We start from the raw sequence: 22,751 nt of genomic DNA, 5'->3' as shown, positions 1-22,751 counted from the left end.
AGGAGTGGCTTTTTCAATATCATGCTGACCACCTTGACGGTACTAGCCAACGATTAACGACGGCCTCGGCCCCCGCGCCGGTTCTCACCCTTTGCCGCAGTGCTTTCTTTACGCCGTGAGGACGTCTTGGCTGGCCGTTCGTCGCTGCGTCGGCCTGATCGGCGATCGGAACTTGAAGTCGGCGCAAAACCGGCTTTATCGCTTGTCAGGACAAAGTCCATACTCCGACGGGCCAGGTTTGTTTCTTTTACGCGCACCTCTACCTGATCGCCGAAGGTGTACATCTTCTTGTTGCGCTGACCGATGATGCGGTAATTGTCTTTGTCAAACTCGTAAAAATCGTCGCTTAGGTCCTGCATACGCACGAGTCCTTCGCAACTGTTCTCGGTGATCTCCACAAAAATGCCGAATTCAGTAACGCCCGAAATAACTCCTTCGAACGTCCGGTTGGGGTCCATACGACTCATGAACTCGACCTGTTTGTATTTGATACTCGCCCGTTCTGCATCAGCGGCCATTTTCTCCCGCGCCGACGCGTGCTTACACTGATCTTCCAGTTGGTCACGCTCAGCGGGTTTGCCTTTGTCCAGATAATGCTGCAACAGCCGATGAGCCATCATATCGGGGTAGCGCCGGATCGGTGACGTAAAGTGCGAGTACCGCCGGAATGCCAATCCAAAGTGGCCTAAATCTTCCGTGCTGTACCGCGCCTTGGACATGGTCCGAACGGCCAGTTGCTGAAGCATATTCGCTTCTGGTTTGCCTTCGATGCTGGCCATGAATCGGTTCATCGAATTAGACAAATGGTCGTCATCCAACTTAAGCCGATAGCCCAAACGTCCGGCAAAATCGGCGAATTGCTGTAACTTCTGATCGTCGGGACCTTCGTGCACCCGGTAAACCATCGTGTTTTCTTCTCCGCCTTTGTTTCGCTTCGACAATGAATGCACAAACTCCGCTACGCGCTTGTTAGCCAGCAACATAAACTCTTCGATGAGTTTGTTTGTGTCCTGCCGGATTTTTGGGTAAACCGATAGCGGCACTCCGTTCTCATCTAGCTTAAACCGCACCTCGACCGTTTCGAAGTTGATAGCTCCGTGTTTGAAACGTTCATCACGTAGCTTATAGGCCAGCTCGTTGAGCAATTGTAGTTCGGCCAGATAGTCGCCTTTGCTGTTGTTCAGAATTTCCTGCGCTTCTTCGTACGAAAACCGCCGGTTGGAATGAATAGCCGTCCGGCCAAACCACTCGTTCACGATCTTCGCGTCGGGCGTCATCTCAAATACCGCCGAAAAGGTAAGCTTATCTTCATTCGGGCGTAGTGAGCACAAACCGTTCGACAGCTTTTCGGGCAGCATCGGTACTACACGATCAACCAGGTATACCGAAGTTGCCCGTTTGAACGCTTCGTCTTCCAGCCTTGAGCCGGGTAGGACGTAATGCGTAACATCGGCAATATGGATACCGATTTCGTAGTTACCATTGTCGAGCATCTGCACTGACAAGGCATCATCGAAATCTTTAGCATCTACAGGGTCGATGGTGAAGGTGGTTACTTCACGCATGTCGCGCCGTTTAGCCAGATCTTTCTTCAGAATTTTGGTAGGAATAGCTTCGGCTTCCCGCTCAACGTCTTCCGGAAAATGAATCGGTAACCCAAATTCAGCCAGAATTGCGTGCATTTCCGTCGTATTCTCACCAGCCGCACCAAGCACCGTTACAACTTCTCCCTCAAACTGCTGTTTGCTGCTGCGGGGGTCAGGGTATTTGGTCAAGCGGACAATAACCTTGTCGCCATCATTAGCCGCACCAAGCTTTTCCTGCGGGATAAAAATATCGTCGTAGATCTTTTTGCTATCCGGTATGACAAAGCCATAGGTAGGCCACACATCGATGCGCCCGACGAGTTCGGTACGTCCGCGCTCAAGAATATTTGCGACTTTTCCTTCAACCCGACGGCTCCGGTTACGGGAATCCGTGAAGCGTATAACACGCACGCGGTCACCATCAACGGCCCCGGCCAGATCTTCCGTCGATACCCAAATATCATCGTTGCGATCGGCCCGACCCCCAATTGGCGAGGTGGGAACCACAAACGCAAACCGGGAATTGACGTGATCGACGACTCCTTCAATCAGGTTGGCATCTTCATCGGCTCGGTAGCTACCATCTGGCTGCCGAATCAGCGAGCCTTCGTCGGTCAGTTCGCCCATAAGACCGTGGACGATCAGCTTCATTTTCCGGTCGTATACATCGAAATGTTCTAGTACCTGTTCCTGCGTAAATGACTGTTCGTCGTTTATCTGGAAAAAGGCCATCAAATCATTTTTCAGTTCGTCCAGATAGGAGTCGGCCTGATGAATGGCTTTCACTCCTCCCGAGGACTTATTCTGCTTGTCTGAACCTCGTTCGCGGGGACGGCTAGCCGTCGATTTTGCCGCAGAGGTTTTGGTGTATTTATTTTGTTTCGGTTTTCCGTTTCTCATTTTTTATCACGGCCTTTTTACCGTGTTTTACGGAGTAACATAATCAGTACAACGTGTAAATCAATTGTCTGTTTAGTCACTCATGACAATGTGCTCGTCGGCCACGAGCGGGGCACCTACCATGCGCATATACACCTGAACAAGCATGACCACCGAGTCGCGCGCGTACTGCTCAATGCGCGGCCAGTCGTGTTCACGGTAGTACATTTCACTGGTACGGTCACCCATTCATTCGAGTGGGCGGGTCGGTATATTCAAGACAGCGGCCAGCAGATCGAGCGGAGCAAAATGCCGTTTGTCGCCAAACTGCCAGTGTTCCAGGGTATCTTTGTGCAGGATTTCCCACGGTTTTTTACCCGAAATCTGCAAGGCGGGTGGTAGTGGCAAACCATTGATCATCAGGCGACGACTTAGAAAAGGGTAATCAAACTCCTTACCGTTGTGCGCGCAAAAGGTCAACTCACCGGGTGGGTATCGATTGACGATGGTTAAAAACTCCTGTAGAATGGTAGCCTCATCATCGCTGCTCAACAATTTGACTTTCAGGTGTGGCTTGTCCTCTTCATCAAAAAACAAACCCCCGACGCCAATGCAGATTATTTTGCCAAACTCGGCGTAGGAAGCGGCTCGCCGGTCGTACCAGCCAGCTGCGGATAGTTCTTCTTCACTCTTGAAATGACGGCTTTTCTCTTCCCACTGACGCTGTAATCGGGAATCTACTGACAGCAATGATGGCTCGCCAGCCACCGTTTTGAGGTCAATAAATAAAAAGTTTTTGAGTCGTCGTTTCCAGGAGATGGCTTGGGGCATAAAAGGTGTTTAGGTAATGCGGTTAGAACCTACGAGCATACAAGTTCAAACTACAAGTTATCACGTTCGCATCGCTCCGGACGTCTGAAAATCAGCCCTGATGCTTAATCGTGCAAAATCCCTTCCAGTCCTAAAGCGGGTACCGTAACGAGATTTTCTTCGATAATGCTATCGGGTACGAAAATAAACTTTTTATCGAAAATCTGATCGCCAATAAAATAGCTTACCCAATACTCATTGTTGAGGTGAAAAACATCGGGCATGATGGTCTCAACAACTTCATACGAACCCGGATTTACTTCCGTAAAGAAATGGCGCAACGTTGAGGTTTTCTGTTCTTCATCGTTTCGCTGCCCGTACCCCTTCGACGTCACAAACACGGTTTTGATTGCTACGTCGTTTTGATTGATCAGAAACACCTGCCAGTCATACTGACCTAGTTCATTTTCTTTCCGGGCTATTACTATCTGTACGCCCTCAACGGGCAAAAAATTAATGTCTTTTTTCATAAATAAAATGCTACACAGCCGATGATTAACGAATGGTTGCAACGTCTATTGGGTAGACACGACCTTGGTTATTGCATCATTAGTCTCGACCAAATTCATTTCAAACAAGCTGGCCATGTGCTGCCGGACACGCCTGGAAACATCTTCCAGCGGTACCGCGTACCCCAGCTCTGTGGCCAGCGAGGTAACGGCTTTATCGCTGATGCCACAGGGCACAATATGACCAAAATAACGTAGATCGGTATTGACATTCAACGCAAAGCCGTGCATCGTTACCCAACGGCTCGCCTTAACGCCCATTGCACAGATCTTGCGGGGATTGGCTCCGCCGTCAAAATCGAGCCATACCCCCGTCAGTCCGTCGATTCGACCGGCGCTTAATCCGTAATCGGCCAGCGTCAGAATAATCGATTCTTCCAGCAGACGCATGTACCGGTGAATATCAGTGAAGAAATTGTCCAGGTCCAGGATCGGGTAACCCACCAACTGACCAGGACCGTGGTAGGTAATGTCACCCCCACGTCGGATCTTAAAGAATGTCGCGCCCAGTTCTTCGGTCAGCCGCTTTTCATCGACCAGCAGATTGTCTTCGTGCCCGCTGGTGCCGAGCGTATACACATGAGGGTGTTCGCAAAACAACAGATAGTTGGGGGTTCGTTGCTGCTCGTCTACTGGTAGCGATCGGTTGAGCAGTTTCTGATTGACGATGGTAGCAAACAGGCGTTCCTGCTCATCCCAGGCGGTCTGATAATCAACTAATCCTAATTCCCGAACCTCAACTTGCTTATTGATGCGACTATTCATTGCTTTACCGAAAAACGGAATCTCCGTTCTTTAAATAACAAGAAAAATGGCTTATTTCGTTCGATTCGTAACTTGTAATCCACACTGTATATGGCTCAACACAACGAAACGGGCAAGCAGGGCGAAGCCGAAGCGGTGCGCTATCTGCAAACCAACGGCTATGAAATTGTAGCCCGCAACTACCGTCACCAGCACGCCGAAATTGACCTGATCGCCAAAAAAGGAAAGCTGCTGATCTTCGTAGAAGTGAAAACGCGCACAAATCTAAGCTACGGCAATCCCGAAACGTTTGTTTCCTACACCAAGGCCCAACTGGTCATGAAAGCCGCTGAGCAGTACATCTTCAAACATGATTGGCTATATGATGTTCGTTTCGACATTGTTGCGGTAACGATGACCAATGCCCAGCTACAAATCAAGCACATCGAAGATGCGTTTTGTTGAGTACGTGCCCCCGACATGTGGCTGAAACGTTTAACTGTATTTTTTGCTGCAAAAGATCAATTTAACTACCTTTTGATAAATCTTTTTCAGGCTGTTAACGTTTTTAGTGTAAAGCAATTCGGCTTGGCTTTAACAAATCCTATGACACGAAATTTTTTGCTGCTTCCAGCTTTACTACTGGCGTTTTCGAGTGCCCTTTTGCTTACTTCCTGCAAAAAAGATACGGATGTCAATCCAGCCACGAATACCGCTGGTTTGCTGGCTAATACCACAACTACGACGACCAATAACGGTTCCGTAAACAACTGGATTTTGGCGAACATGAGGTACTATTACCTCTGGAATGATAAGATACTGCCTAGTCCCGACACAACCCTGGCGCCCGATAAGTTTTTCAACTCGCTTCTCTACGATTGGAACAATACCGCCAACGTAAACCGGGATCGCTTTTCCTGGATTCGGGAAAGCGCTGACGAACTAAAAGCGTCGCTCGGTGGGCAGTCGAAAACAACGGGTATGGAGTATAAGCTCTATTATAAAGATCAGGCGAAAACCAGTATTGTTGGATCGGTATTGTACGTGTTGCCGGGATCGCCGGCGGCTGCGGCAGGCATCAAGCGCGGAGATGTTTTCACGAAGGTGAACGGACAGTCGTTAATGATTGATACGTACAGCAGTTTATTGGCATCCGACCCGCTGACGTTGAGTATGGCCTCCGTAGTGAACGGTACGCTTACAGAAACTAATCAGACCAAACAGGTATCACCCGTTGTTTTTCAGGAAGATCCCGTGCTGCTTGATACAACCTACACGATTGGCGGCAAAACGATTGGCTACATCGTGTATAACCAGTTCATTCCGGGTATTTTCAAAAACGGGACGGCTGACAAAACTTACGACAACAAGCTCGATAACGTATTTAGTACGTTCAAGCAAAAAGGCGTTAACGAACTTGTTCTGGACCTGCGTTACAATCCCGGTGGCTACGTAAGTTCGTCAACGAATCTGGCCAGTCTGATCGGCAGAAATATTGACGCGTCGAAGGTATTTTATGCGCAGCAGTGGAATAGCACCGTCACGGCCGACTATAACAAGAAATACGGTTCGGGCTGGAATACGCAGAACTTTACCAACAAGGCGGCTAATATGGGTGCTAACCTGAGCCGGTTGTTCGTTCTGACCACCGACCGGACGGCATCAGCGAGTGAGTTAATCGTCAACGGGCTTCGTCCTTTCATGACCGTAACGACTATCGGAACGAAGACCACGGGTAAGAATGTGGGTTCCATTACCATTTCCGACAACAGTGGTAAAATAAAATGGGGTATGCAGCCGCTTACATTTAAATCGGCCAACGCGCAGGGATTCTCGGATTATGCCACTGGTTTTACACCCGCCGTTGAGGTTAAAGAGCCGTCGTTCGGGATGAAGGCGCTTGGTGATATAAACGAAGCACTGTTAGGCGAAGCGATCAATCAGATTACCGGAACTCGTCTGTCCGCCCGTCGTGGCGTTTCAGCGGCAGAAACGTTACCTGTCGTTGCTTCATCGATTGACCAGAAAGCAGGAGGAGGCAATATGTTCTTGGAAAGAAAGGTCGAGTCAGTAAAATAAAAAGATTTCTGGGATCAGTGCAAAAAGGCAATTCATAGGGTTGCCTTTTTGCTTGTCAGGCTAAACGTTGGTAAAGCAAATAAATCCAAGCGAGAGAACAACAATTTCATAATCGATGTTTGACCTTATGAGAGGCATGGCTTTTGTTCTTTTGTATCTGTAATTTTAGCATCAGCAAGTCAGTCGCTAACACCATGTACGAAAAAAATATAGGCACAAAACAAAAAGCATTACGAATCAACCTGGACCGCCGTATTTACGGGTCTTTTGCGGAGATTGGGGCAGGTCAGGAGACGGCGGCCATGTTTTTTAAGGCTGGTGGTTCGTCGGGGACAATTGCCAAAACAATGTCGGCTTACGATATGACCTTCAGTGACTCAATATATGGCGTCGAAGAAAGCGGCCGCTATGTTGTTGAATCACGGCTGGTCAAAATGCTTAGTAAAGAATTCAGCCTTTTAGAAAAACGATTAGCTGAAAAACGTGGTGCCGATACCACGTTTTTTGCGTTTGCCAACACGGTAGTTGCCCTGAACTACCAGAAAACAAACGATGCGCACGGTTGGATTGGCTGCCGGTTTCAGCTAACGCCCCAGGGGGGCTACAACGATGTGATCATTCACGTCAGAATGCTGGATAACGAAAACATCCTGCAACAGCAGGCATTGGGTGTAATCGGGGTCAACCTGATCTACGGGTGTTACTATTACGCTAAGTCGCCCGAGACGCTTGTCCTGTCGCTCATGGATGATCTCGCTCCTGAGCGCATTCAAATCGATATGATCCGGTTTAGCGGTCCCGATTTTGCGGATGTTGACAATCGGCTTATGACCTTGCATCTGGTAAAAAACGGATTTACGGACGCTGCGCTGTTTGGCCCTGATGGACAGGTATTGCAGCCCTCGGAAGCGCTTTACAAAAAGCATATTCTGGTGATGCGAGGACGTTTGCGACCCGTTACAAACGTTCAGATGGACATGATTGAGAATGGGTTGAAGCAGTTCAAAGCTGAGTCCGATGTTGACGAAAATCGTGTGGTATCGATGGCGGAGCTGACGCTTCACAATCTGAAAGCTAACGAGCAGGGTATCGACGAAAAAGACTTTCTGGACCGGGTAGATATTCTGTGTTCGATGGGTCAGACGGTAATGATCTCCAATTATTTAGAATATTACAAACTAGTCGCCTATTTAGCTCGTCTCACGCGGTTAAAAATTGGTCTTATCGTTGGTATCCCGAATCTGGAATACATTTTTGAAGAAGGACACTACGAGTTTCTGCCGGGGGGGATTCTGGAGTCTTTCGCTACGCTATTCAGCCGGAAGGTCAAGCTGTTTGTTTATCCAACCCTGCGGGATGGCAAAATATATACTTGCAATGAGTTTCAGTTGCCGCCAACGCTAGAGCCGCTGTTCCACTATTTGTTCCGCAACGACAAAATCGAGGACATCCGCGATTATAACGAGCAGAACCTGCATATCTCGACCGATCAGGTATTAGAAATGATACAGACTGGCGAGGATGGATGGGAGCAAATGGTACCAGAACGCGTCGCCAAGCAGATTAAGGACAATTGCTTGTTTGGTTACCCTTGCGAGGTAGAGTACATTCCTATTGGTCAGCAAGTTCGGCAACAGCAGCAGGAAGAACAGGTTGCAGGCAGTTAAAACAAACCGGCCGGAGGACATGTCCTCCGGCCGGTTTGTTTTAACTTGTTTAGCCTAGCTCATCCGGTGACTATGCTGACTGTTGTCTGCCTGTGTTTTCATCTGTTGCGTCAGTACAATAATCAGCGCGCCAAGCACAGCCGGGAACAGACCGGCAAGCCCGAGCGAACCATTGGAACTAGCTTGTGAAAACAGCAGTACGTAACACAATCCACCGGCTACCAATACATTAACGAAGTGAACAATCATAGTAGACAGGTGTACCCCCGATGCACCCCGCGCTGCTATGGCTGCGTACATGGCTTGCACTGCCTGCAAAAAAGCGTACATCATTCCCCAAAAACCAAGCATATCAACAAAGCCTCTTATCGCTTCATTGGAATTGATGTAGATAGCGACACCAAATCCTAAATCAGCGACGCCGTGCAAAATGCCCCACAAATTAGTACTCTCTGGAGCGTGGTTGGTAAGCGAAAAAACCAATTGGGAAATACCCGCCAGAACAACCAGCGCGCCAACTATGTGGCCTAGCTGTTCGGAATAGCCATTGGCAGAAACAAGAAGGAATACGCCAATCGCTAGGTAAAGTACCCCCCTGGCCAGCAATAGCCACCAGCGTGGTGATTGATTAGGATGTACCATGATATTGAGTTCGTTAAGTTGTTTACTGAATTTTGGTGCTTAACCAATAGAATAAGTAGATTGTTTGTCTGGGTCAGGGAAGGACCATTCGATCACGATTAGTGTAGATTTTACGCTAACCGTGGCCAACAAAAATTTTATGGGGTCTATACTGCCTAGATTTGACTTTAAAGGCTTTCTAAAACAAAGCTGGCTCTACTTAGTTGCAGACCTCGATAGGTAACAAGCTGAGTAAAAACACTTAACGAATTTTTGAAGACTGATTCTTTTTTACCTTTTATCTGAGGGAAATATTATATTAAAGATAAAATAAGGTAAAAAAAACTGTATAGTAGTCAATATATAGTCAGTATACAGGTAGTACTTTTTGCTTTATCCTGTTGAACAAAAACAGGATAATTTTATGAAACGATGGTTTACCAACAAGGTATCTCTTTATTTTGAGAGGCAATCTTGTGGAAAAGAGGCAGGGCAGGCTCGTGGGAGCACTGTTGGTTTCCTGCTCTTTTTTTGCCTTTTAAGCTCGGTTAGTGCATTTGCGCAAACAAAGGTGTCTGGTAAAGTAGTTGATAGTCAAGGATTAGCATTGCCAGGCGTAAGCATTCTCGTAAAAGGTACAACCACAGGTACCGTTACGGGTACGGAGGGGGATTACACGTTGAACGCTCCTAACGCGAATTCAACGCTGGTTTTCTCGTATATCGGGTATAGCTCACAGGAAATACCTATAAATGGTCGGTCATCGATCAACATCACGCTGGCTTCGGACGACAAAATGTTGAGTGAAGTTGTCGTCGTTGGGTATGGTGAGCAGAAGAAAGAAACCGTAACCGGTTCGGTGGCAACGGTGAAAGGGAATGACCTGGTAAAGTCACCAGCGGTAAACCTAACCAACTCCATTGCCGGTCGGATGCCGGGCGTTATTGCCACTAACCGCAGTGGTGAACCGGGGTACGATGGATCGGCTATCCGAATCCGTGGTTCGAACACGCTGGGAAACAACGACGCGCTGATCGTTATCGACGGTGTACCAGCCCGGGCGGGGGGGATTGATCGACTGAATCCAGCCGACATCGAGAGTATTTCAGTCCTAAAAGACGCATCGGCGGCTATTTATGGTTCGCGGGCGGCTAACGGCGTTATTCTGGTAACAACCAAGCGTGGAAAAACGGGTAAGCCTGAACTATCGTATACCTTCAACCAGGGATTCGCGCAGCCTACCGTAATTCCTAAAATGGCGTCGGCGGCTGAGTATGCACAGTTGAACAATGAAATCAACGCTTATAACCTGCCCTCGCAGTACTGGAAGCCAGCGCTTGATGCCTTCAACACAACAGGAACCTACACGCGTCCTGACAACGGTGCAGTAGCGAAAGCGGCTTTTACGCCTGATGAAATCAAGAAGTTTCAGGATGGTTCTGATCCCTGGAAGTACCCCAACACGGATTGGTTCAAGGACGCCCTAAAAACCTGGTCTCCTCAGTCGCGCCACACCTTGCAGCTCAACGGTGGCGGTGAAAACATCAAATACCTGGTTTCGGCCAACTATCAGAATCAGGATGCTTACTATAAAAACTCGGCAACGGGCTACAAGCAGTATGATTTTCGCTTGAACCTGGATGCCAAGATTAGTAAGTATATCAATCTGGTAACGGGCGTTGTTGGTCGTCAGGAAAACCGTGCTTTTCCAACAGTAGGGGCGGGTGATATCTTCCGGATGCTGATGCGGGGCTATCCTAACCGGCCTGCCTTCTGGCCTAACGGCTTGCCTGCTCCCGACATCGAAAACGGTCAGCAGCCTGTACTGGTAACGACGAGCGCGACGGGCTACGATAAAGACACGCGCTACTACCTACAAAGCAACGCTACGGTAAACATCACCAACCCTTGGATCGCCGGTTTGAAATTTAGTGGTAGCGTCGCGCTGGATAAGTACATTCAGCAGGGTAAGCGGTGGCAGACCCCCTGGTACGTGTATAGCTGGGATTATACGTCCTACGACGCGAACAAACAGCCGATTTTGCAACGTGTACAAAAAGGTCCGGCTCAGGCTGAGCTTAACCAGTATACGAACGACCAGTTCAACTCGCTGCTGTCGGGTATCCTGACGTACGACCGTACCTTCGCGGCTGACCACGCCATCACCTTGCTGGCCGGTATCACGAAAGAGCAGTCGAACTCAAACGGCTTCTTCGCCTTCCGGAAATACTTTGCTTCGACGGCTATCGATCAGCTATTTGCGGGTGGTAGCGCCGAGAAAAACTCTGGAAACAGTCCTTCGCAAACCCCACTGTGGCAGCGTGCACGCATGAGCTACTTTGGCCGGGCAGCGTACAACTACAAGGAACGGTACCTGTTTGAATTCCTTGGACGTTACGATGCGTCGTATATGTTCCCTGAGTCTAGCCGGTGGGGCTTCTTCCCCGGTGTATCGGCGGGCTGGCGTATTTCCGAAGAAAGTTTCTTCAAGAAAGCGCTACCCGTGGTTAGCAACCTCAAACTGCGTGCATCATGGGGCCAGTTGGGTAACGACCAGGTATACTTCGGAAATCCATCGGTTCTGCGGGAGTACGATTACCTGCCGACCTATGCTTACGGTGATGCCGTCAATGCCAACTGGGGTTACGTAGTTGGTAACCAAGTCGCGCAAACGCTTTACGAAAATGGCGTACCGAACACGGCACTGACGTGGGAAGTAGCAAACAACGCTAACATAGGTCTGGAAGGATCGCTGCTGAACGGTAAGATCTTCTTCGAATTCGACGTATTCCAGAACAAGCGGTCAAATATTCTGTGGCGGAAGAGCGCATCAATTCCTCAGACTACGGGCGCTACGTTACCCGCTACCAACATCGGTAAAGTATCCAACACTGGTTATGAGTTTAATGTCGGCTACAATGGTCAGGCTGGTGATTTCAAATATAGTGTAAGCGTGAACGGTGGGTATGCCAAGAACACCATCACGTTCTGGGACGAAACACCCGGAGCACCTGAGTGGCAACGGTCAACCGGTAAGCCTATCCCAACGGATGTCAATGATCCAAACCAGCAAAATGGATCGCTGATGTATCAGTACGACGGTATTTTCTCGACGCAGGCTGATATCGACGCGAACAAAATCGATTACAGTGGCGTAGGAGCGAGCACGTTGCGTCCTGGCGATATGCGTCTGAAGGATATCGATGGAAACGGTAAAATTGATGCTAACGACCGGGTACGCGCTGATCGCAACAACCTGCCTCGCTTCCAGGGTGGTCTTAACGGAAACGTGCGCTGGAAAAACTTTGACCTGACGATTCTGTTCCAGGCGGCAACGGGTGGACAGATCTTCCTGCAAACGGAGTCGGGTACGATTGGTAACTTCCTCCAGTATAGCTACGACAACCGGTGGACGGTAGACAACCCGAGCACGGTTCATCCCCGTATCGTTGACCGCAGCAACCAGTACTTCTCGAACGGGACGACCTATTGGCTCAAGAGCACGGATTACATCCGTCTGAAAAACCTGGAGTTAGGCTATACGCTACCTTCCAAAGTAGGCAATCGGATTGGGCTAAGCAACCTGCGCGTTTACGTGAACGCACTGAACCTGGCAACGTTCGCACCAGCGATGAAAGGATTATTCGATCCCGAATCCGCTGGCGGTAATGCCCAGTACTATCCACAGTCGCGCATCATTAACACGGGGCTGGCTCTGAGCTTCTAACAAACAAGTTTAATGATCGAGAATCGGGGTTTAACGTTGCCACGACTGACAAGGGCAACCCCGATTCTCAAACTTCAAATAAGAATCAAAATGACTTATACACTAAAAAGTCTGATTGGGGGAATGCTGCTGGGGGCGACGCTGATCAGCTGTAACCATGACTTCCTGAACACGCAGCCTGTCGATAAAGTATCGGGTAGTGCCGTTTGGTCAGATGCCTCTTTGTCGGAAGCGTTTGTTACAGATGTCTATAACGGTTTGCGGGATGGTATTCTGGATCAGATGAGCTTCGATTGCCAGACTGACAACGCCCTGTACAGTTTCGGTAAGCAGGACGTAAACGAAGCCAACGTGAGTCCGTCAAACCTGGGAACTGTCAAAAACACGATGGAATGGAACGCGATGTACCAGCGTATCCGGGCCGCTAACATTGCTCTGGCTAATCTGGCTAATCCTAAGTTTGATAACTCGAACGGTGTTGCCAATCGGATGAAAGGCGAGATGTACTTTCTGCGCGGCTATTATCACAACCAGCTGCTCCGTTATTACGGCGGTATTCCGATTCTTAAAACGGCATACACGTTGAGCGAAGCGGATTTCAACATTCCTCGGAATACGTATGAAGAATGCGTCAACGCTATTGTTAGTGACTTGGATTCAGCGAGTATTTTGCTGAAAGGCAGAACAATGGCAGCTGGTCGGGCTACGATGGGTGCGGCTATGGCGCTGAAAGCCCGCGTACTGCTTTACGCAGCCAGTGATCTGCACGACATCCCAACGGCTAAAGCGAAATCGAGCGTGATCGCCAGTGCTTCTAATCCTGAGCTGCTCGGTTACGTTAGTGGTGACCGGACGGCCCGCTGGAAGAAAGCGCAGGAGGCTGCGAAAGCGGTGATGGATCTGAATATGTACGGCTACAAGCTGAACCTGTCGGCCCCTGTTACGGCAGCCGAAGGCCAGCAGAACTACCTCAATTTATCGATCTCCCGCAATGGGGGCGAAGCAGATGGTATTTTCCTGAAATATTACATCCGCCCTTCGTTCGACGATTGGGGTTCCTGGTACCCGCGTAACAACATGCCTAACGGTTACCACGGTTGGACATCCAGCCAGCCAACGCAGCAGCTCGTTGATAGCTATGAAATGATGGACGGTACAAAGTTCGATTGGAAGAACCCAACGCACGCGGCTGCTCCGTACGAAAACCGCGATCCTCGTTTCTACCAGTCGATTCTGTACGACGGTGCGCAGTGGAAACCTCGTACGCCCGATGGCGCTGGTATCGATCCGGCTGGTCAGATTCAGATGGGCTTCTACGAAACCGGAACGGGCGGTGGAACGGTAACGCCGTTTGCCGGACTGGACACACGGAACAGTACCATCGAAAACTGGAACGGTACCTGGACAGGTTACGGTATTCGTCGGTTCATGGACCCCGATCCAACGCTGGTGGACATGAGCATTCGTCAGGAAGTTCCATCGATTCAGATCCGCTATACCGAAGTCGTGCTGAACTACGCCGAAGCCTGTATGGCACTCGGTCAGGACGCGGAAGCCAAGAAATGGATCAATGCCGTTCGGTTCCGGGCGGGTATGCCAGCGATGACCGAAACGGGTTCCGCCCTGATGACCCGCTACCAGAACGAACGCAATGTGGAAATGCTCTTTGAAGATCAGCGTTTCTATGACGTTCGTCGCTGGATGATTGCTCCAACCGCGTTGGGTAGTCAGGCCAAGATCATAGTAGTCACGGGTAAACTCAAGTCGGGCAAGACGGTTTCGACGTACAAATACAGTAAAGACAACTATACGTATTCGTACAGCGTACAGGACCTGGGTGTCGGTAAAGAGAACCGGAAGTGGAACGATAAATTGTACTTCCTGCCTATTAGCCGGGATGAGGTCAACCGGAACAGCAAGTTGATTCAGAACCCTGGTTATTAAGGAGCGTAAAATAAGTTAATGACAAAAATGCCGGTACCTTGTGTACTGGCATTTTTCGTTTATTTTTATGGGATTTATACTCAAAAAAAGTCTGCCTTACGTGACAACTAAAGTTTATTCTCTTTTTTTTGCCAGTATTCTTTGCCTAACGGGTTGTTCGGATAAAACATCGACCGAAAAAACTACCGAACCCGCTGGTCGTCCGCTTTTTACTTCACTTTCTCCTGACCAGACTGGCATTACGTTCGCTAACAACCTGACCGAAGGGCTGAATACGAACGTGCTGATGTATGAGTATTTCTACAACGGTGGTGGTGTAGCCGTCGGTGATCTGAACGGCGATGGATTAGACGATATCTATTTTAGTGGCAACATGGTTCCTAATCAGCTTTACCTGAACAAAGGAAGCATGAAGTTTACGGACGTAACGGCATCGGCGGGCGTAGCAGGTCGGGAAGGCCCCTGGCGAACGGGTGTCTCGATGGCTGATGTGAACGGCGATAGCCGACTTGATCTTCTTGTTTGCTATTCGGGCAGTCTGCCACCATTCAAGCGAGTTCCGCAATTGTTTATCAACGATGGCTCCGACGCGCAGGGTATACCGCATTTCACCGACCAAACGGTACAGTGGGGACTCGATAAACCCGGTCAGACAACGCAAGGTACTTTTTTCGATTATGACCGCGACGGCGATCTCGACCTTTTTCTGCTGAACCATAATCCACGTCTGTTGCCCGTGCTCGATCCGGGGCCAACGGCGGCTTTATTGAAACAAAGCAATCCGGAAATTGGCGTACGGCTTCTCCGCAATGTAGGCAAGCGCTTCGAGGACGTTACCGAACGATCCGGTTTGAGCAGCTCGGTATTGAGCTATGGCTTGGGGTTAGGCGTGTCCGACCTGAACGCCGACGGCTGGCCTGATTTGTACATTTCCAACGATTATACCATTCCCGATTATCTGTATCTAAACAATCACGATGGGACGTTTACCAATCAACTGAAAAATAGTGTTCGGCATACGTCTCACTTTTCGATGGGGAACGACGTGGCTGATGTCAACAACGATGCGCGACCCGACATTATGACGCTCGATATGCTTCCCGAAGACAACCGACGGCAGAAACTGCTGATGGCTCCCGACAACTACGAGAAGTTTAATCTGGCCGTGGAGTCGGGGTTCTATTACCAGCACATGCGTAACATGCTTCAGATTAACGAAGGTGTTGAAACAAAAAATGGCAAAACGATACCCACGTTTAGCGAAATCGGGCAACTGGCGGGCGTATCCAATACCGACTGGAGCTGGTCACCGTTATTAGCCGATTATGATAACGACGGCTGGAAAGATATTTACGTAACGAACGGCTACGTCCGGGATTACACCAACCAGGACTTTTTGAAGTTCATGACCGATTACATGCACAACCGTCCGGCCAACTTTAGCCGGGAGGACGTATTGGAACTCGTGCACAAAATACCCTCGTCGAACGTCACGAATTACATGTTTCGCAACCGGGGCGGAGAAAGGGCAGGGGCGGTCACGTTCGACAACGCGAGCTCATCCTGGGGACTCATGCAGGCCTCTAACAGCACCGGAGCCGCCTACGCCGACCTAGACAATGACGGTGATCTTGATTTGATTGTCAATAACACGAATCAACCGGCCTTTATCTTTCAAAACGAAACCAGTAAGGAACGCAAACATCACTATCTGTCCGTGCGTCTCGTAGGTGCTGGGGCCAATACGCAGGGTGTGGGCGCTAAAGCTACTCTTTACCGCAACGGCAAACAGCAATACGTTGAGCAGATGCCCACGCGTGGCTACCAGTCGAGCGTATCGCCCCGCCTGCACTTCGGACTAGGTACAGATGCGAATATTGATTCGCTCCGGGTGGTCTGGGCAACGGGGAAACAACAGCTACTTACTAACGTAAAAGCCGATCAGCAGCTGACGGTTCAGGAAAAAGACGCACGTATGCTATATAAAGGTCTACAAGCTACGCCCGCTATTTTCAAGGAAGTAAAAGCGCCGTTGGCCTTCACAGATCCGGCCAATACAACGAATGATTTTAAGCGACAGACGTTATTGGTCAATGCACAGTCATTCAACGGCCCTTGTCTGGTCAAGGCCGATGTAAATGGTGACGGACGTGAGGATGTCTACACCGGGGGGAGCAGTGGGCAGGCGGGTACTTTGTTTGTTCAACAGGCAAATGGCCAGTTCAGCCGCCTGCCTGAACCAGCATTCGAGGCCGACAAAGCCTATAACGATGCTGATGCTGTTTTCTTCGACGCCAACACCGATGGTTTTACGGATCTATACGTGTGCAGCGGTTATTACGGCGATTTCACTACAGACGATGTACGGCTACAGGATCGACTCTATCTAAACGATGGCAAGGGAAATTTTACGAAAAGCACGAATGCGTTGCCTTCCTTGAAAACCAGCGCGGGCTGCGTACGCGTGACCGATGTGAACGGCGATGGAAAGCCTGATCTATTCGTTGGAGGAAGGGTTGTGCCGGGACGTTATCCGGAGTCGCCCCGGAGTTATCTGCTGATAAACGACGGACAGGGAAAAACACCGCATTTTAGCGATAAGACCGCTCAGCTTGCGCCGATGCTTGAGCAAATTGGGATGGTAACCGATGCCGCCTGGACCGACCTCAATGCTGACCGCAAACCCGAGTTAGTCGTGGTAGGGGAGTGGATGCCCATAACCGTACTCAGCTGGAACAACAACCAACTAAACGATCAGACAGAAGCGTATCTGGGCAAGGAATACCGGGGTTGGTGGAACAAGCTGCTGATAGACGATTTTAACGGCGATGGACGGCCTGATCTGGTTGTCGGTAATCAGGGGTTGAATACCCAGTGCCGGGCCAGTGAGCAGGAGCCTGCCGAATTGTACTACAAAGATTTCGATAACAACGGAAAAATCGACCCTATTCTTTGTTTGTACGTACAGGGGAAAAGCTACCCTCACGCGACCCGCGACGAGCTACTTGAGCAGGTGGGAATGCTGCGTCACCGCTTTGTTAATTACGACAGCTACTCGAATGCTACGCTGACCGATGTATTTAAGCCAGAGGAACTGAAGGATGCAAAGAAATTGACAGCTACTTATTTCAAGACGGCTTATTTCGCCAGTACCCCGTCCGGTAAACTTGCTGAGAAACCGTTACCATTAGACGTACAGACGTCACCTATCTTCACATTGACCGCTCTTGACTATAACCACGACGGCCAGAAAGATTTGCTGCTCTGCGGAAACACGACACAGGCTCGACTCCGGTTTGGTCGATCCGATGCAAACGCGGGCTTGTTGCTGAAAGGGAATGGTAAGGGCAGCTTTGACGCGGTATCGCAGCAACAATCCGGCTTCCAGCTAACGGGTGATGTACGGGCTGTTTTACCGATTGCCAATACCGTTCTGATTGGTATCAATCAGCAGCCTCTGCGCGCTTATCAAAACGTAAAGCCATAGCTCGTTTCGTGTCGATGGGGTCACTCGGGAGGTGTCGGTTTTGAGAAACCGACACCTCCTTTTCGTTGAACCTGAGCGGGTAGCGGTCTTATCAGCTAGCCGACTCACTCGCGGATCAATAACATAATAGCGACCTGCGTAGTTTAAAGCCGTTAGTGCGTTCATTTTATCACGTAACTAAGTGGGTCCCATTCGAACTATATTTACTAGATACTGCTGGCTTGGAATGCTGTTGGTTTTACCAGCAACGGCTGCTTTTGCACAAGTACCGGCCACAGAATGGCCTGATCAGCCAGAAATTTATTTTCCTCAGGCTCCTACTCCCGGCAAATGGCGTAAATCCATCGGTGCTGTTTTTACGACAACGCCACCCGAGCTGACGGAAGAGGTACGGGTAAGCGTTCCTGCCATCGACTTCAATGTTCAGCGCGGGTTGACCAAGCATCTGTACCTGACTACCCGGATACAAACGCAGATTGTGCAAAGCAACGTTAGCGTAGGGTTACGCTGGGCCACGCCATTGACGGATCGCCTGCACATGTCCGTCGGTTACGACCTGAGCGGTTGGTTCGGAGCGTTAAAAATCAAAGACGTTTTTAACAGTCAGGCTTATGGCGCACAGAGTCTGCCCAGCTTATCGGTGGGTTACCGCCTGACGCGCGATCTGGAGGTTACACTCCGGTCAGAAGCCATCATGGATCTGTATTACCGATCAAAAGTCGGCACGCTGGCCGTTGTTTATGATCGACGGCAGATCAACGGCGTTGCCTTCACGGTGATGCTCGAACAGCCTTTTTACAACAACCAGCATGTGTCGGTTGGCTTTCGGGCGGCATACTCCAATTTCAACTGGCAACTCTGGTCACTTTACGACACGTTTGACCGGAACCTACTATACCCACAACTTATTTTCGGCTTTATCCTGTGAGACGGTTTATTTATATACTAGCGGGCCTGTTGCCGTTGCTCCTGTTCGGATGCCGGAAAGACTACGAAGCGCCCGTACCCTACAATTTTGCTAACCAGCCGGGACAGGGGCGGTTTACGCCAGCGGTCAGACAGGCGATGGAAGGCGTTTACAGTGTTACGGAAGGAGCCGGTCAATTCGGTGATCAGGTTGTGTTGAAGTGGACGTACACCCATGAAGGTAGCGATACAACGCACTATTTATCTATTTTCACAGGCGTGGACGCGGGCTATTTCAACCTGGAAATCGATCCAAAGGCCGATAGCCTGGCCATGTCGGGGTACTGGCGGAAATTGACCAATACAGAGACTGGGTTGGCCCGATTAGCTGTTCAAACTCAGCACAACGGTCAGTTGAAGCCGTTTACGGGTAACCTGCTTGAAGGCGATACACTGGTCGTAAATGGTGCCTACGGTGGTAAGACAGGAGAGCCAACTCAAACGATACGCTTTAAGTATCGTAGACCAATCAATCCAAGACCCTTTTCGATTATGGCGCATCGGAGCGGTGGACGTACCTCCGACCTGCTGCCCGCTTCCGAAAATTCGGTGGAGATTATCAAGCTGGCATCGCGTTTGGGCGCTACGGGTATCGAAATCGATGTTCGTTACACGAAAGATGGTGTACCCATTCTTTACCATGACAACACGCTCAACCTCCGGCTAATCCAAAAAAACGGGCTGGCAGGTCCCATCGAAAACTATACCTATCAGCAATTGACTTCACTAGTCCGGCTAATTAACGGCGAGAAAATTCCGACGCTGGAAGAAGCTATGGAAACGGTGGTGAATAACACCGCGCTGAACTTTGTCTGGCTTGACACGAAATACATCGGCCCAATGGACAAAGTCCAGGCCATTCAGCAGAAATTCCAGCAAAAGGCCACCCTGGCTCGGCGGAATCTGCGGATCATTATTGGTCTACCCAGTACAGATGCCGTCGCGTCGTATCAGGCACTGAGCAATAAGGATAACACACCGATTCTCTGTGAATTGGACACGTCCATTACGCGTAGTCTGGACGCTCGAATCTGGGCGCCCCGTTGGACACTAGGACCGCAGACCGACGAAGTAAAAGCAATGCAGGCAGAAGGGCGGACGGTGTTCGTATGGACACTCGACGAACCGGAGTTTATTCGGGAGTTCATCGCTGAAAATACGTTCGACGGTATCCTCTCAAACTACCCGACGGTGGTAGCTTATTATCACTACATAGATCAGTAAGGGCATGAACATTCGTTTACACATAGTAGGATGGGTCGCTTGTCTGCTGTTGCTGACCGATGGCGCTCGGGCGCAAGGACAACGTCGGTCGACGGATTCAACGCGGACCCGGCGCTCCTGGCGCTTATCATCAGACTCAACGCGGTTTCGACCCCGTTTGGCCGACTCGATCCGAACCCGACGCTGGGATTACGCGCTTGTCGTAACGGCTGGTGGAGGTCTTTCTTATTACGCAACGCACCTGGGTATGCCAGTGGGGCTGGAACAAGCCCGTATCAGCCGATTTGGGGTTCCGGCTTCCCTACGGGTCATGTGGTATCCCGATCATCGATTGCGGGTAGGTTTGGAAACGGGTTGGACAAGCATGTACAGCTACCGGGGCCGGGTCGATGGCGAACGAGCGCGTGTTTACGTATCAGCAGTGCCTGTGTTGCTGGTTTTTTCGATGCCGCTGGCGTGGATCAAAGGTATCGAGCGCAATCTGGTGCGTCGTATGGCAGTGACGGTGGGAACGGGTGTTTACGTGAATCACTCGCGACTCGATTACGCCGGAACGGTAGAATCGAACACGATCAGTACCGGCTGGATGGCTGCTACGTCATACACGTATCCAATTGGCCGACGTTTTAGAGTAGCGGGCGAACTAAAGTGGTTCGACGCGGTAGCGGTTAAAAACGCTGCGTTCACAGCGGAGCTGCAACTCGTCTGGCGCGCCCATTCCTGGTAGGTTAGTTGATTTATTCTCCGTGATGCTGAAATAGTATCCTGAATCCTGATGCACGTTATGAATCAAGACGATCCGAAAAAAGAAATTCTGTTTTTAAGTGATACGCAGGCACCCATGTGGGTAGAGCGGCTGGTATTGCGGACGCACCAGAACACCAAAGCGACGACGACCATCTTTGCTGAAATTATACGGCTGAAACCTGCTGTGTTGTACTGGCTCGGGGATATTGTATCGCTGGGTTACAGAAACAACAAATGGCGGATTATTGATCAGTTTCTGGCAAAATGCACGGAAGTTGGTACGGCTGTGTACGCAATCATGGGTAACCACGATGTGATGGGCCGACCCCGGAAAGGTGCCCGAAATTTCCAGATGCGTTTTCCTGAGCATATCCCGACTGGCTACGTGAAAACAACGGACAGCATCGCCGTGGTCATGCTGAATTCAAATTTTAGTACGCTCTCGGTATCCGATCTGATAAAGCAACAAACGTGGTATGAACAAACGCTACAGGAACTGGATGCCGACCCAGCCATAAAAGTCGTCATCGTTACCTGTCACCACGCACCTTATTCAAACAGCAAGCTGGTCGGTTCGTCGAAGCTGGTTCAACAGCGGTTTGTGCCGGGTTATATTCAGTCGCAGAAAGCGCGGCTGTTTATCACCGGTCATTCGCACGCGTTCGAGCGTTACCAGTTCGAAGGCAAGGAGTTTCTGGTTATTGGCGGTGGTGGTGGCCTGCGTCAGCCATTGAACATGTCGCCGAGCCGACTACCCGATCTGGCAACGCCTTACAAGCCCCTTTTTCACTACCTGTCCGTTCGACGCGAAGACAACGGCCTGCACCTAACCTCGTACTGTCTCCGCAAAGACTTTTCGGGTTTCGACAAAGGCTATGAGTTTGAGATTCCAGCGGAAGTTCCAGCCACGTAAGATCACTCCTCGTTTACTGTTCCAACGCCCAATTCCGAGAACAATGTCTGCCAGTACTGGGTCACGGCGGGGTTGTTTTCTTTGACAGATGCGCTCGGCTCGAAAGGCAGGATCATGGTAATGTCAGGGCTGCCAAGGGTGTATCGCTTCAATTGCTCGGCATCGGCTTTAGCCCATTCGTCGGCTTGTGCGTTGTCCTTAGGCGGTTTTACCTGAAAATCCCGACGACCTGCGCCTTTAACGCTTTCGATCATATCGCTCAGGTAATAAACTTTTACGGTAGCTCCGGTTTCGTTAGCCTTGGCGATTACCGGCAGACTCGCCCAGATATCGGTTTCCTGATTCGACGAGCCGGAGTTCTGGACTACCAGTTGTTGAAGAACCCGCTGACGTATCTGCGCTTTCTCGCGGCTGAGTGATAAGGAGAATTCCGTTTCGGCGGCTTCGCGGTCCGTGGCGCTTGCTGCTGAGACATCTTCCAGCTCCGACCGGACGGTCAGGTTAAGCGCCCGCGCCTTGGAGGTGTTTTCGTGGATAAAATAGACCTCAAGCCGGTCGCCTTTTTGCCGGATATTCTGTTCGATAAGATCCGTAATTGCCTGTTGATATTTCTGGGCTACAAACGCTTTATTGATGTTGACACTGCGGGTTTTATCCAGAAAGATCAGCGTATACGTTGGCCCTTCCGTATTCACTTTGGGTTTATCGCCATCGCCGGAGCAGGCCAGCAGGGTAACTAAGAAAAAGCCGAGCAGGACCCGGCTGATGATGAACGTACGTTTCATAGT

At 50.0% G+C, this 22,751-nt stretch carries 17 protein-coding genes; 10 read left to right on the top strand and 7 right to left on the bottom strand.

All coding sequences use genetic code 11. The features are described from left to right. Positions 1 to 53: 53 nt before the first annotated feature. The 5 genes from rnr to lipB form a co-directional block, all read right to left on the bottom strand. Complete coding sequence (gene rnr / locus LQ777_RS22620; protein ID WP_232560209.1) at positions 54 to 2,486, bottom strand: ribonuclease R; 2,433 nt, start codon at positions 2,484 to 2,486, stop codon at positions 54 to 56. A 72-nt stretch (positions 2,487 to 2,558) separates the two neighbouring features. After that, the gene (locus tag LQ777_RS22615; protein WP_232560208.1) at positions 2,559 to 2,714 is read right to left on the bottom strand and encodes a hypothetical protein; all 156 of its coding nucleotides are present in this window, start codon (positions 2,712 to 2,714) and stop codon (positions 2,559 to 2,561) included. Further along, the gene (locus LQ777_RS22610) at positions 2,715 to 3,296 is read right to left on the bottom strand and encodes a 3'-5' exonuclease (protein ID WP_232560207.1); all 582 of its coding nucleotides are present in this window, start codon (positions 3,294 to 3,296) and stop codon (positions 2,715 to 2,717) included. Between the two features lie 104 nt (positions 3,297 to 3,400). Further along, a complete protein-coding gene (locus LQ777_RS22605) occupies positions 3,401 to 3,805 on the bottom strand; it encodes a hypothetical protein (RefSeq protein ID WP_232560206.1) in 405 nt (134 codons plus the stop codon). Between the two features lie 45 nt (positions 3,806 to 3,850). Next, positions 3,851 to 4,609, bottom strand: a complete 759-nt coding sequence (lipB, locus tag LQ777_RS22600) for a lipoyl(octanoyl) transferase LipB (RefSeq protein WP_232560205.1) — start codon at positions 4,607 to 4,609, stop codon at positions 3,851 to 3,853. Positions 4,610 to 4,699: 90 nt separating this feature from the next. On the opposite strand from lipB, the gene LQ777_RS22595 reads away from it, so the two are divergent. The 3 genes from LQ777_RS22595 (at position 4,700) to LQ777_RS22585 (ending at position 8,334) form a co-directional block, all read left to right on the top strand. Beyond that, complete coding sequence (locus tag LQ777_RS22595; protein WP_232560204.1) at positions 4,700 to 5,053, top strand: YraN family protein; 354 nt, start codon at positions 4,700 to 4,702, stop codon at positions 5,051 to 5,053. 141 nt (positions 5,054 to 5,194) lie between these two features. Then, the gene (locus LQ777_RS22590; RefSeq protein ID WP_232560203.1) at positions 5,195 to 6,667 is read left to right on the top strand and encodes a S41 family peptidase; all 1,473 of its coding nucleotides are present in this window, start codon (positions 5,195 to 5,197) and stop codon (positions 6,665 to 6,667) included. A gap of 194 nt (positions 6,668 to 6,861) precedes the next feature. After that, positions 6,862 to 8,334: a TonB-dependent receptor gene (locus LQ777_RS22585; RefSeq protein WP_232560202.1), complete on the top strand. Its 1,473-nt coding sequence runs from the start codon at positions 6,862 to 6,864 to the stop codon at positions 8,332 to 8,334. 54 nt (positions 8,335 to 8,388) lie between these two features. On the opposite strand, the gene LQ777_RS22580 is transcribed toward LQ777_RS22585, so the two are convergent. Then, positions 8,389 to 8,976: a DUF308 domain-containing protein gene (locus LQ777_RS22580; RefSeq protein WP_232560201.1), complete on the bottom strand. Its 588-nt coding sequence runs from the start codon at positions 8,974 to 8,976 to the stop codon at positions 8,389 to 8,391. Positions 8,977 to 9,379: 403 nt separating this feature from the next. On the opposite strand from LQ777_RS22580, the gene LQ777_RS22575 reads away from it, so the two are divergent. The 7 genes from LQ777_RS22575 (at position 9,380) to LQ777_RS22545 (ending at position 21,963) form a co-directional block, all read left to right on the top strand. Further along, positions 9,380 to 12,682 (top strand): SusC/RagA family TonB-linked outer membrane protein, encoded by a 3,303-nt coding sequence (locus tag LQ777_RS22575; RefSeq protein WP_232560200.1) that lies wholly within the window; start codon positions 9,380 to 9,382, stop codon positions 12,680 to 12,682. 90 nt (positions 12,683 to 12,772) lie between these two features. Next, positions 12,773 to 14,626: a RagB/SusD family nutrient uptake outer membrane protein gene (locus LQ777_RS22570; protein WP_232560199.1), complete on the top strand. Its 1,854-nt coding sequence runs from the start codon at positions 12,773 to 12,775 to the stop codon at positions 14,624 to 14,626. A 67-nt stretch (positions 14,627 to 14,693) separates the two neighbouring features. After that, positions 14,694 to 18,113 carry a VCBS repeat-containing protein gene (locus tag LQ777_RS22565; RefSeq protein WP_232560198.1) on the top strand — a complete coding sequence of 1,140 codons (3,420 nt, stop codon included), beginning with the start codon at positions 14,694 to 14,696 and terminating at the stop codon, positions 18,111 to 18,113. Positions 18,114 to 18,339: 226 nt separating this feature from the next. Beyond that, positions 18,340 to 19,041, top strand: coding sequence for a hypothetical protein (locus tag LQ777_RS22560; RefSeq protein WP_232560197.1), 702 nt, complete (start codon positions 18,340 to 18,342; stop codon positions 19,039 to 19,041). Beyond that, on the top strand, positions 19,038 to 20,303 hold the full coding sequence (locus LQ777_RS22555; protein WP_232560196.1) for a glycerophosphodiester phosphodiesterase: 1,266 nt from the start codon (positions 19,038 to 19,040) through the stop codon (positions 20,301 to 20,303). The genes LQ777_RS22560 and LQ777_RS22555 overlap by 4 nt, the downstream gene beginning before the upstream one ends. Positions 20,304 to 20,307: 4 nt before the next feature. After that, complete coding sequence (locus LQ777_RS22550) at positions 20,308 to 21,030, top strand: hypothetical protein (protein WP_232560195.1); 723 nt, start codon at positions 20,308 to 20,310, stop codon at positions 21,028 to 21,030. Between the two features lie 57 nt (positions 21,031 to 21,087). Further along, the gene (locus tag LQ777_RS22545; protein ID WP_232560194.1) at positions 21,088 to 21,963 is read left to right on the top strand and encodes a metallophosphoesterase family protein; all 876 of its coding nucleotides are present in this window, start codon (positions 21,088 to 21,090) and stop codon (positions 21,961 to 21,963) included. A 2-nt stretch (positions 21,964 to 21,965) separates the two neighbouring features. Here LQ777_RS22545 and LQ777_RS22540 read toward each other — a convergent pair whose 3' ends face one another. Continuing rightward, positions 21,966 to 22,748, bottom strand: a complete 783-nt coding sequence (locus tag LQ777_RS22540; protein ID WP_232560193.1) for a hypothetical protein — start codon at positions 22,746 to 22,748, stop codon at positions 21,966 to 21,968. Positions 22,749 to 22,751 lie beyond the last annotated feature (3 nt).

The organism is Spirosoma oryzicola (genome assembly GCF_021233055.1).
Taxonomy (GTDB): Bacteria; Bacteroidota; Bacteroidia; order Cytophagales; family Spirosomataceae; genus Spirosoma; species Spirosoma oryzicola.
Note: the sequence above shows the minus strand (reverse complement) of the source record. Positions and strands in the feature narration are given on the sequence as shown.

Excerpts from the sequence above, each read along its gene's own strand:
- LQ777_RS22560 (WP_232560197.1), top strand. The coding sequence starts at position 18,340 with ATGCTGTTGGTTTTACCAGCAACGGCTGCTTTTGCACAAGTACCGGCC.
- LQ777_RS22550 (WP_232560195.1), top strand. The coding sequence starts at position 20,308 with ATGAACATTCGTTTACACATAGTAGGATGGGTCGCTTGTCTGCTGTTG.
- LQ777_RS22575 (WP_232560200.1), top strand. The coding sequence starts at position 9,380 with ATGAAACGATGGTTTACCAACAAGGTATCTCTTTATTTTGAGAGGCAA.
- LQ777_RS22565 (WP_232560198.1), top strand. The coding sequence starts at position 14,694 with ATGGGATTTATACTCAAAAAAAGTCTGCCTTACGTGACAACTAAAGTT.
- LQ777_RS22610 (WP_232560207.1), bottom strand. The coding sequence starts at position 3,296 with ATGCCCCAAGCCATCTCCTGGAAACGACGACTCAAAAACTTTTTATTT.
- lipB (WP_232560205.1), bottom strand. The coding sequence starts at position 4,609 with ATGAATAGTCGCATCAATAAGCAAGTTGAGGTTCGGGAATTAGGATTA.
- rnr (WP_232560209.1), bottom strand. The coding sequence starts at position 2,486 with ATGAGAAACGGAAAACCGAAACAAAATAAATACACCAAAACCTCTGCG.
- LQ777_RS22605 (WP_232560206.1), bottom strand. The coding sequence starts at position 3,805 with ATGAAAAAAGACATTAATTTTTTGCCCGTTGAGGGCGTACAGATAGTA.
- LQ777_RS22615 (WP_232560208.1), bottom strand. The coding sequence starts at position 2,714 with ATGGGTGACCGTACCAGTGAAATGTACTACCGTGAACACGACTGGCCG.
- LQ777_RS22585 (WP_232560202.1), top strand. The coding sequence starts at position 6,862 with ATGTACGAAAAAAATATAGGCACAAAACAAAAAGCATTACGAATCAAC.
- LQ777_RS22590 (WP_232560203.1), top strand. The coding sequence starts at position 5,195 with ATGACACGAAATTTTTTGCTGCTTCCAGCTTTACTACTGGCGTTTTCG.
- LQ777_RS22545 (WP_232560194.1), top strand. The coding sequence starts at position 21,088 with ATGAATCAAGACGATCCGAAAAAAGAAATTCTGTTTTTAAGTGATACG.
- LQ777_RS22540 (WP_232560193.1), bottom strand. The coding sequence starts at position 22,748 with ATGAAACGTACGTTCATCATCAGCCGGGTCCTGCTCGGCTTTTTCTTA.
- LQ777_RS22595 (WP_232560204.1), top strand. The coding sequence starts at position 4,700 with ATGGCTCAACACAACGAAACGGGCAAGCAGGGCGAAGCCGAAGCGGTG.
- LQ777_RS22580 (WP_232560201.1), bottom strand. The coding sequence starts at position 8,976 with ATGGTACATCCTAATCAATCACCACGCTGGTGGCTATTGCTGGCCAGG.
- LQ777_RS22570 (WP_232560199.1), top strand. The coding sequence starts at position 12,773 with ATGACTTATACACTAAAAAGTCTGATTGGGGGAATGCTGCTGGGGGCG.